Source organism: Pseudomonas sp. NBRC 111140 (assembly GCF_001320885.1).
GTDB lineage: Bacteria > Pseudomonadota > Gammaproteobacteria > Pseudomonadales > Pseudomonadaceae > Aquipseudomonas > Aquipseudomonas putida_P.
This window is the reverse complement of sequence record NZ_BCBQ01000147.1, coordinates 1-9,465: the sequence shown is the minus strand read 5'-3', so window position 1 is coordinate 9,465 and position 9,465 is coordinate 1. Positions and strand designations below refer to the sequence as shown.

The window sequence follows — 9,465 nt, the reverse complement described above, 5'->3', positions numbered from 1 at the left end:
CGGGCGCCTCTGCCAGCAGCGCAAAACCAACGGCACCCGCCAGTTCCAGGTGCAAGCGGCTACCCAGCAGGGCTTCGGGCCTGGCATCGATCAGGTGGCCGAACATCAACATGGCGTCCTTTGCCAGTAGCCAATGCTCGGGCGTTGCCGAGGGCCGACGGCTGAACGGCACAACCGTGCACCCCTCGATCATCTGCAATTGCACCCGCGGGTCATCCTGCATGAACAAGGCGCTGAAACTGCGCTCGTGAGCCTCCAGCGTGGCACCATCGACAACCGGCAGGCTGACCACCAGCACCCGCAACTGGAAGGTTTCCGGGGCACGCAGGGCAATACTCAGTTGCGCGGCACGCAGCATGGCCAGCAGCCGGATGCCCTGGGGATCACTGCCTTGCAATACCTGCAAACGGAAGGTACCGATGTATTCGGGCCCGCCGGCAGCAACCAGCAGCCGTTGTATCAGCAACTGCAGGGAAGCACGTTGTGCCTGGGACATGTGGCTCAGCAAGCGTTCGAGCACTTGCTGGTAGATATAATGCATTGCCTGGTCGTGAATAGCAGTCACGAAATCACCTCATCAACTTCATGCAGCCAGCGAATGCCGAGCCAAACACTGGCGCGTCGACATACCCTGAACTTTTCCAGAAGAAATTTCCTACAACAAAATGAAAGTAATGACGTAACCCTTCACTGTCGCCAAGCCATCGAAAAATAACCACCACTGCGACGGCCAGCCGCTGCCACACACCGCCCTACTCCAGGCATAGCCATGCTCATTCCACGCTCCTTGCGCAAACTATCATTGGGCCATTATCGAGAGGAATTCAGAGCGAATTGAAGACACAGTTCACGGTAAAAAAACCATTCAGCAAAAGTGCGACCCCACATTGCACCCCAGAGAAAAAGAGTTCAAGCCTGAATACTTGGCGCAATATTTCCAACACCCCGAAAGTCATCGACCAGAATGTAGTCCGTGTCGTATTTAATTGTAGGAACGCTCCTACTTTTTAAGACTTAAATCATTTTACCCCACGCATAAAAAAACCCGGGACGCTGCCCGGGCTTTCCGATAACACAAAGAACCGTCAGTGTTGTGCCATGTCCAGCACCACACGTCCGCCACACGGGCATTGGTCCATATAGCGATGCGCGTCCACCACCTGCTCGAACGGGTACACCTTGATGATCTGCGGTGTCAGCAACTGGTCGGCAGTGAACTGGTTGATATCGCGCAAGGCACGCTGCAGTGCCACCTGATCCTGGCTGATACCAAGTTCTGGTTTGCCGGTGAAGTTGCCGATGCAGTGGACATAGAACTGAATGTTCTTCTGAAATGCCGCACAGGCCGGGAACGGCGTCTGGTTGCCGCCTTGCAGGCCATACAGCACCAGGCTGCCACGCGGTGCCAGCACATCACCCAGCAGCGACATCTGCGGCCCACCCATGCCATCGAGGACCATGTCCACGCCACGGCCATCGGTGTACTTGCCAATCTGCAGCAGCAGGTCCTGCTCTTCGGTAACGATCACTTTGTCGGCACCCAGGCCCAGCAGGTACTCACGCTGCTCCGCTTCCTTGGTGGCGGCGAACACTTTCAGCCCCAGTGCCTTGCCCAGTTGCACGAAAGCAGGGCCGGCGCAATGGCTGGCATCGGTGACCAACGCAGTCTGACCCGCCTTGGCCCGCGCCAGGTCGACGTAGGCGAAATAGGCGATCAGCAGCGGCGTATAGTGCACGCTGGCCTCAATGGGGGTGAGTACATCCGGGTAGCGGGTAATGGCAGTGCGCGGCAGCACGATGACATCACCATACACCGGGTGGTCGTTGGCACTGGTGGCCGGGAAGCTGGCAACCCGATCACCGACGGCAATGTCTTCGACCCCTTCACCGACCGCAGTCACCACCCCAGCCATTTCGTGGCCGATCCCCGCTGGCAGGCGTGCCTGGGATGGTGCCAGGTTCTGGCGCCAAAGCACGTCATACCAGCTGACGCCAATCGCCTCGACGCGGATCTGTACCTCGTCGACAGCGGGTGACGGTTCGGCCTGCTCCTCGCAACGGAGCACATCGGCAGCGCCGAACTTGTGGAAACGGATCATGCGGGACATCGCATACCTCGCCTTTGTGAACCTCTAATTACCACTGACTTTATCCGGGCTTTGCTCGTTAGACCATCAGTGGTCATTAATAGTCGACATGCTTGTCATCGATTGGGCACCTGACTTTCCCTGCGATTGGTCCCCCTAAACCCGTGCAGGGTAACAGCCTTTGGCCTTAAGATTCACCCCTGCCCCACTTTAGGCGAAGCACACCGATGAATCGAAACGACCTGCGTCGCGTAGACCTCAACCTGCTGATCGTGTTCGAAACGCTGATGCACGAGCGCAGCGTGACCCGTGCCGCGGAAAAACTGTTCCTCGGCCAACCGGCCATCAGCGCAGCCTTGTCGCGCTTGCGCAACCTGTTCGACGACCCGCTGTTCGTGCGCACCGGCCGCAGCATGGAGCCATCGGCACGGGCCCACGAGATCTTCGCCCTGCTGTCGCCGGCGCTGGATTCGATTTCCACGGCGGTCAGCCGCGCCGCCGAATTCGACCCAGCCACCAGCAACGCAGTGTTCCGCATCGGCCTCTCGGATGACGCCGAGTTCGCCTTGCTGCCGCAACTGCTCAAGCGTATTCGCGCCGAAGCCCCTGGTATCGTGCTGGTGGTGCGACGGGTCAACTACCTGCTGATGCCCACGCTGCTGGCCTCGGGCGAGATTTCGGTGGGTGTCAGCTACACCAGCGAACTGCCGGCCAATGCAAAGCGCAAGGTGCTGCGCCGCAGCATGCCTAAACTGCTGCGGGCCGACAGCGTACCCGGCAACATCACCCTGGACGACTTCTGCGCACGGCCGCATGCACTGGTGTCGTTTGCCGGGGACCTGTCTGGCTTCATCGATGAAGCCCTGGAAGAACTTGGCCGCAAGCGGCATGTCGTGCTGGCGGTGCCGCAGTTCAACGGGCTGGGGAGCTTGCTGGCGGGCACCGATATCGTCGCCACGGTGCCGGACTACACCGCAGAGGCGTTGACGGCGGCGGGCGGGTTGCGCGCCGAGGACTTGCCCATACCCGTGCGCAGTTTCGAACTGCACATGGCCTGGCGCGGGGCGCAGGACAACGACCCGGCGGAGCGGTGGCTGCGGTCGCGGATACAGATGTTCTTCGGGGATCCCGATAGCTTGTGACTGACTTCCATCAAGATCCGCAAACACCAATAAAATCAGTATCTTAACCTGATCCTGCGTCCAAGGCCGTCCGTCGTATTCCGCTCATTTCCAATGCGCTTGCGGGTATATTTTTGGGTACTTTTTACATTTCGAAAAAAAGTACCCGCACATGACGACTTCCCTCCCCACGCCTGCATTGCGGCGTAAACTCAGCGATGCCTTCTTGCGTGCCATTGCTGAACCCGGCAAGTACGCCGACGGCGAGGTACCCGGTCTTTACCTGCATGTTCAGGCCTCGCAGAAGTCGAACAAGCCTGCCGCAAAATACTGGCGGATGAGGTATCGCCTGAACGGCAAGGAGAACGTGTACGCGATCGGCCGTTATCCCGACATTGGCTTGAAAGACGCCCGCGACTTGGCCCGAGCCGCGCGCCAGAACGTAGCTCATCACGTCGCCCCGCTGAAGGCCAAACGCAAGAAAATCGCCGATCAGCTACTCAATGAGGAACGCACATTCAGTTACGTCGCTGAACAGTGGCTGGCCTTCAAGTCGCACGACCTCGTGAGCAAATCCCTCGCGGGCTTTCGCGGCGCTTTGAACAATCACATCCTGCCCACGATCGGCAACATTCCCGTCAGCGAGATCAAACTGGACCACATCATCGAGATCATCGCTACCCTGCGCCGAGCACGCACACTGGCCATGGCCAAGCGCGTGCGTACCATCATCCGTGCCGTGCTCGGTTTCGCTGAGGGCCGTGGCTGGGTGGAGCGTAACGTGGCGCTGAGCAACACCGAAGAGCTCAAGGTTCGCCATGTGGTGACCAGTAATCCAGCGATCGAACGACCAGCCGATTTGGGCCACCTTCTGCTTCGTCTGGATGAGCTCAGCCCGAGCAGCGTGAGCACTGCGATGCGCTTGCTGGTCATGCTGCCGGTTCGCCCCGGCGAGTTGGTGAAAATGCGTTGGGAAGACATCGATCTGGTCAGCGCCGACTGGCGCTATGTCGTAGGGAAAACACGCCATCTGGATAAGAGCAAACACATCGTGCCACTGCCGGAGCAAGCCCTTGTGCTGTTGCGTGAACTACATGAACGGCGGGTGGTGGATGAAGCGGGCAATGGCTGGGTCTTTGTATCGCCGGTCTACCCAGGCTATCCAGTTGACGCCACATCTCTGGCCAAGGCCTACCAGCGGATCTGGCCGGAATACCGCATCACTGCGCACGGTTTCCGCGCCACCTACCGCACTATCGCTCACGAACATTTAGGTATCGATCCGATTGTACTGGAGTTGTCGTTATCACACCGCATGCCAGGTGCACTGGGTGCCGTGTATGCCCGCGCGCAGTTGCTGCCGCAGCGTCGGGAGGCCGCACAGCAATGGACGGATTACTTAGATCGGTTACGCAAGAATGCCGCACTGGCTGAGTAAGTTCAGGTTCGTATGCGGGAGTTGAATCACCGTTGAAAACGATGATACGAAGCGGGAAACGAGACTCGCATCGGGCCTGCGAGCTGTTGAAAGCAAAGGGTTTTTACGTCATTCCTGGAAGCGGAATAGCCTTGATTCTGGACTCATCTTTCGACGCTAGCAAGTGAATCGCCCTGCTAGCCTTACTGGGTCAGTCGTGCTTCTCACCCAAAGGGTCGATCTGGCACACTTGCCGGTAAAAAGCGTAGCTACATCGCTAGGAAAATAATGAAACTTCATCAACTTCGCGCGCTGGTCTCCATCCACGAAACCGGCAGCCTGCAAGACGCATCGGCGGTCCTGCACCTCACTCAGTCGGCACTAAGCCGGGCGATCAAGGAACTGGAGAGTGAACTGGGCATCACATTGCTGGTGCGCTCGAACAAGGGTATGAAGCTGACCGAATATGGCCAGCGCATGCTCGGGCATGCCCGCCAAGCACTGGAGAGCGTGCGCCGTGCGCGCCAGGAAATCGAAGACATGAAAGGCCAGGTGGTCAGCGAGATTACCGTGGGCGTTACTCCGGTGACAGCGCTGCTGGCCCCCCTCAAGCAAGTGCTATTGGCATTCCAGCAGAAACATCCCGAGGTCATGTTGCGGATACTGGAAATGCGCCCGACGCAACTGCTGCAACACCTGCGCGACGGCTTGCTGGACTTTGCCTTGACCTCACAACTGCCGGCCAGCACCGTTGGCCTGGACTGGCAGCCGCTGTGCAGGCTCGCGGGCGTGGTGGTGGTACGCAAGGACCACCCGCTGCGCCATGTCAAATCCCTGCGCCAGTTGCAGCAAGCCACCTGGATCAGCGTTGACCCGTTGAGCGATGCGCAGTCACAGTTCAACCAGTTGTTCCAGGGTAGCGCCCTGGCCCGCCCCCGTCAGGTAATTGAATGCACGGCCATGAACCTCGCCGTCAAGATGCTGATCGACAGCGATGCGGTGATGCCCATCAGCGAGCCGGCGCTGGGGCATGACCTGGTTGGCTTAAGCGATATGTCCAAGCACTTTCACACGGTTCAGGTACAAGAGCCGATACCGGACTACTTCATCAACCTGGTGTGCATCAACCGCAGCTACCTGACCACTACCGCCAGCCTGTTACACGGCCTGCTGCGCCAGTCGCTGGAGACCGCCACACAGCAGCCCTAGGCACCCGGATTTACCAATACTCAAGACCTTGAGGAACGCGCCGGCAAAGCTCTGCGTCATCCGGATTACACGCCTTTTCTGGCCCGTATTAACTGCACAAGCTACCAATCGAAACACTTTCTGCCCACGCGTGGTGCACATGATGTCGAATCTGCCCAGCAGGCTGCCCACGCAGCGCTGCAGGACACCTGCGCCTGTACCGTTTGTGAGGGCCTTGCAGAAATGCCAAGTGCAGATATTCCGGCAAGCCTCAAAACTGGCGGCACAACAAGCAGATGGGTTCAGGAAAGCAGAATGAAAACCACAACCGCTAGTGCGACCTCCGCGACAGCCGACCAGTCACGTGCACAGCCAACCTCGCCTGACATGCGCCGGGTGGTCATTGCCTCATCCCTGGGCAATGCCCTGGAAATTTACGATTTCACGGTCTACAGCTTTTTCGCCGCCATCATCGGCAAACTGTTCTTCCCCAGCGATTCAGCCTTCGCCGGCCTGTTGCTGTCGTTGGCAACCTTTGCCGTGGGCTTTCTGATGCGCCCACTGGGCGGTGTGTTGATTGGCCGGGTCGCTGACCGTCACGGGCGCAAGGCCGCCTTGTCGTTGACCATTGGCCTGATGACCGTCGGCACCGCAATCATCGCCTTTTGCCCAACCTATGCCAGCATCGGCATCAGTGCCACCGTGCTGTTGGTGTTCGGGCGCCTGCTGCAAGGCCTTTCGGCCGGTGGCGAAGTGGGCACTGCCTCGGCGTTTCTGATGGAGTCCGGCACCACCGCAAACCGCTGCTTCATGGTCAGTTGGCAGGGTGCCAGCCAGGGCGCCGCGGCGTTGCTGGGTGCCCTCAGTGGGCTGCTGCTGAGCCACCTGCTCAGCCCTGAAGCCCTCGAAGTCTGGGGCTGGAGGGTGCCTTTCGTGATTGGCCTGCTGATCGGCCCGGTAGGCTGGTACATTCGCCGCCACCTGGATGAAACCCACGCCCCAGGCGATGCAGCCACTCCCCTGAGCCAGCTGCTGAACACCCAACGGCGCACCCTGCTGCTGGGCATCGCGACGATGGCCAGCTCTACGGTCAGCATGTACCTGGTGGTGTTCTACATGCCGACCTACCTGATTCGTACCCTGCAGTATCCAGCCAGCACCGCCTTCGCCCTGGTCGGCTTGGCCAGCGCCCTGCTGGCGATCATGCCGCCGATCGCTGCGCGCGTGGCTGACCGCATGCCCCGCCGCAAGCCAATGCTGTATTGGACCATGGGCATGCCGCTGATTATGGTCTACCCCTCCTTCCTGCTGTTGGGCAGTGGCAATTCGCTGCTGATGATGCTGGCCATCGTGCTGTTGATTATGCCGCTGGCCGTCGGCATCGGACCGTTCATGTCCCTGCTGATGGAAGCCTTCCCACGTGAGCAACGTGTGACCGGCATGTCGATCATCTACAGCTTCGGCGTCACCCTGTTCGGTGGTTTTTCGCCGCTGCTGGTGACCTGGCTGATCGGCCTGACCGGCAACCCGCTGACGCCGGCGGCCTACCTGATTGGCGCCGTAGCGCTGAGCCTGGCCGCGCTGCGGCTGTTCCCTGAACACCCAGGCCGCGCCTGAACCTCACTCATTCGCCAATAAGGACTCAGCCATGAGCATTTTCAAGATCATCAATGAACTGCAAGACAGCGCAGCCCATTTCGCCCTGATCCGCCAGGACATTCACCGCGCGCCCGAGCTGGGCGGCGACACCCCGCGCACTTCAGCGCTGGTTGCCGAGATGCTCGGCGGCTGGGGCTACGAGGTTCACACCGGTATCGGCGGCCACGGCGTGGTGGGCGTGCTGAGGCGCGGCGACGGCGAGCGTAGCCTGGGTATCCGCGCCGACATGGACGCCCTGCCAATTCTGGAAAAAAACGGCCTGCCGTGGGCCAGCCAGCACCCAGGGCGCATGCACGCCTGCGGTCATGATGGCCACACTGCTACCTTGCTGGCCGCCGCCGAACAACTGGCGCGTTCGGCGAGCTTCGATGGCACATTGAACCTGATTTTCCAGCCCGATGAGGAAGGCTTGGCCGGGGCCAAGCTGATGATCGAGGATGACCTGTTCAAGCGCTTTCCTTGCGACGCGGTGTACGCCTACCACAACATGCCTGGCCTTGAAGTTGGCCAAGCCGTGGTGCAAAGCGGCGGCTTCATGGCCTCTTCGGAGCGTGTGACCATCACCCTTAACGGGCGCGGCGGGCATGGCGCAATGCCCGAGCGGGCAATCGACCCGGTTCCCGCGCTGGGCGCAATCATCGGCGCCTTGCAGACCGTGGTCTCACGCAACCTTGCCGCGGACGATGCGGCCGTGATCACGGTCGGTACCGTGCACGCCGGTAGCGCCTACAACATCATCCCGCAAACGGCTTGCCTGCAAGTAAGCGTGCGTACCGCCACGCCAAAAATCCGCGCGTTGGTGGAGCGGCGCATCCGCGAAATCGTCGCCGGCCAAGCCGCCAGTTACGGGGTCAGCGCTGAGATCGACTACCAGTTGCTGGCCCCGGTGCTGGTCAACAGCGAAGCCGAGACCGAACGCTTGCGCACCGTGGTCGAGGCGGTATTGGGCGCTGAGAACGTGCTCAAGCAAATGCCGGTGCGGTTGATGGGCAGCGAAGACTTCGCCTGGATGCTCAACGCAAGGCCGGGTTGTTATTTCGTCCTCGGCAATGGCAATGGCGAGTTCACCGGCTGTTCGGTGCACAACGATCATTACGACTTCAATGACCGCGTCATTCCACTGGGGGCCACCTGCTGGGTGGCGTTAGTCCAGGGTTACCTGCACAGCTGAAAGGCGTGGGCGCTCTTCGCCGATGCGCAGAGCGCCCTTGGGTCGCAAACATCATTCGCGGCGACCGAGCGTGATTGCACCTTCACAACAATAAAAAGATCCATAAGGAAGCACGTTATGCATACCGTTCGTTCGACCCAAGTCGTCGTAGGGCTTTCGGCCGTGTTCATTTTGACGCCGATGATCGCCGAGGCCAAAGAGGCTGGCTTTATAGAGGACAGTTCGCTGACCCTCAATACCCGCCAATGGTACTCCCACGAGATCGCCAGCAAAGACACTTACTATTACGCCCAGACATCCGAAGGACGCCGCCCGGTGCGTGACCGCACGGCATGGCTGGAAGGGTTCAAGCTCGATTATGTTTCCGGGTTTACTCAAGGCATGGTCGGCTTTGGCCTGGATCTGTCGCTGTACTCGGCCATGGCGCTCGAGCGCGGCAAACTGGCAACCGCAGGCGGCAGCAATCGGCTGTTGGTGGACAAGGACGGTAACGTGGTCGATGACTGGAGCAAACTGGGCATTGCACTGCTGAAGTTCAACGTCTCGGACACCGTCCTGAAAGTTAGCAGGCATCAGGTCAAGACACCCGTCATGGCGTATGCCGACACTCGAACACTGCCGTCGTCCTACGATGGGGTATCACTTGAAAGCCACGAAATAGAGGGGCTGACGGTCAAGTCCGGTTACTTCGACAAAGCCACGCCACGAACCGGTGCCGGCAGCCAGGACTTGAGCCCAAGTTTCGGCTCGCGCCGAGTCAGCGGCGACTGGGTCGCTTACGCGGGTGCCGATTACCTGGCCAAGAGCGGTTGGCGCGCCAGC

General features: G+C 60.0%; 7 protein-coding genes and 1 pseudogene. 6 read left to right on the top strand and 2 right to left on the bottom strand.

Features of this window, described 5'->3' with window-relative positions; genetic code table 11:
* A pseudogene (locus APH42_RS27770) lies at positions 1-565 on the bottom strand (hypothetical protein); the annotation flags it as partial.
* Positions 566-1,085: 520 nt separating this feature from the next.
* Entirely contained in the window at positions 1,086-2,108 is a 1,023-nt protein-coding gene (locus tag APH42_RS27765; RefSeq protein WP_012272579.1) for a zinc-dependent alcohol dehydrogenase family protein, read from the bottom strand.
* Positions 2,109-2,314: 206 nt separating this feature from the next.
* Between APH42_RS27765 and APH42_RS27760 the strand changes: the two genes are divergently transcribed.
* The 6 genes from APH42_RS27760 to APH42_RS27735 form a co-directional block, all read left to right on the top strand.
* Positions 2,315-3,229, top strand: coding sequence for a LysR family transcriptional regulator (locus APH42_RS27760; protein WP_012272580.1), 915 nt, complete (start codon positions 2,315-2,317; stop codon positions 3,227-3,229).
* Positions 3,230-3,380: 151 nt separating this feature from the next.
* Positions 3,381-4,646, top strand: a complete 1,266-nt coding sequence (locus APH42_RS27755; RefSeq protein ID WP_060494678.1) for an integrase arm-type DNA-binding domain-containing protein — start codon at positions 3,381-3,383, stop codon at positions 4,644-4,646.
* Positions 4,647-4,913: 267 nt separating this feature from the next.
* Positions 4,914-5,834: a LysR family transcriptional regulator gene (locus tag APH42_RS27750; RefSeq protein WP_060494677.1), complete on the top strand. Its 921-nt coding sequence runs from the start codon at positions 4,914-4,916 to the stop codon at positions 5,832-5,834.
* 294 nt (positions 5,835-6,128) lie between these two features.
* Positions 6,129-7,430 carry an MFS transporter gene (locus tag APH42_RS27745; protein WP_060494676.1) on the top strand — a complete coding sequence of 434 codons (1,302 nt, stop codon included), beginning with the start codon at positions 6,129-6,131 and terminating at the stop codon, positions 7,428-7,430.
* A gap of 31 nt (positions 7,431-7,461) precedes the next feature.
* Positions 7,462-8,643: a M20 aminoacylase family protein gene (locus APH42_RS27740; protein WP_060494675.1), complete on the top strand. Its 1,182-nt coding sequence runs from the start codon at positions 7,462-7,464 to the stop codon at positions 8,641-8,643.
* Positions 8,644-8,760: 117 nt separating this feature from the next.
* A partial coding sequence (locus tag APH42_RS27735; RefSeq protein ID WP_081237911.1) for an OprD family outer membrane porin occupies positions 8,761-9,465 on the top strand: 705 nt, incomplete at its 3' end.

Excerpts from the sequence above, each read along its gene's own strand:
- APH42_RS27740 (WP_060494675.1), top strand. The coding sequence starts at position 7,462 with ATGAGCATTTTCAAGATCATCAATGAACTGCAAGACAGCGCAGCCCAT.
- APH42_RS27750 (WP_060494677.1), top strand. The coding sequence starts at position 4,914 with ATGAAACTTCATCAACTTCGCGCGCTGGTCTCCATCCACGAAACCGGC.
- APH42_RS27765 (WP_012272579.1), bottom strand. The coding sequence starts at position 2,108 with ATGTCCCGCATGATCCGTTTCCACAAGTTCGGCGCTGCCGATGTGCTC.
- APH42_RS27745 (WP_060494676.1), top strand. The coding sequence starts at position 6,129 with ATGAAAACCACAACCGCTAGTGCGACCTCCGCGACAGCCGACCAGTCA.
- APH42_RS27760 (WP_012272580.1), top strand. The coding sequence starts at position 2,315 with ATGAATCGAAACGACCTGCGTCGCGTAGACCTCAACCTGCTGATCGTG.
- APH42_RS27755 (WP_060494678.1), top strand. The coding sequence starts at position 3,381 with ATGACGACTTCCCTCCCCACGCCTGCATTGCGGCGTAAACTCAGCGAT.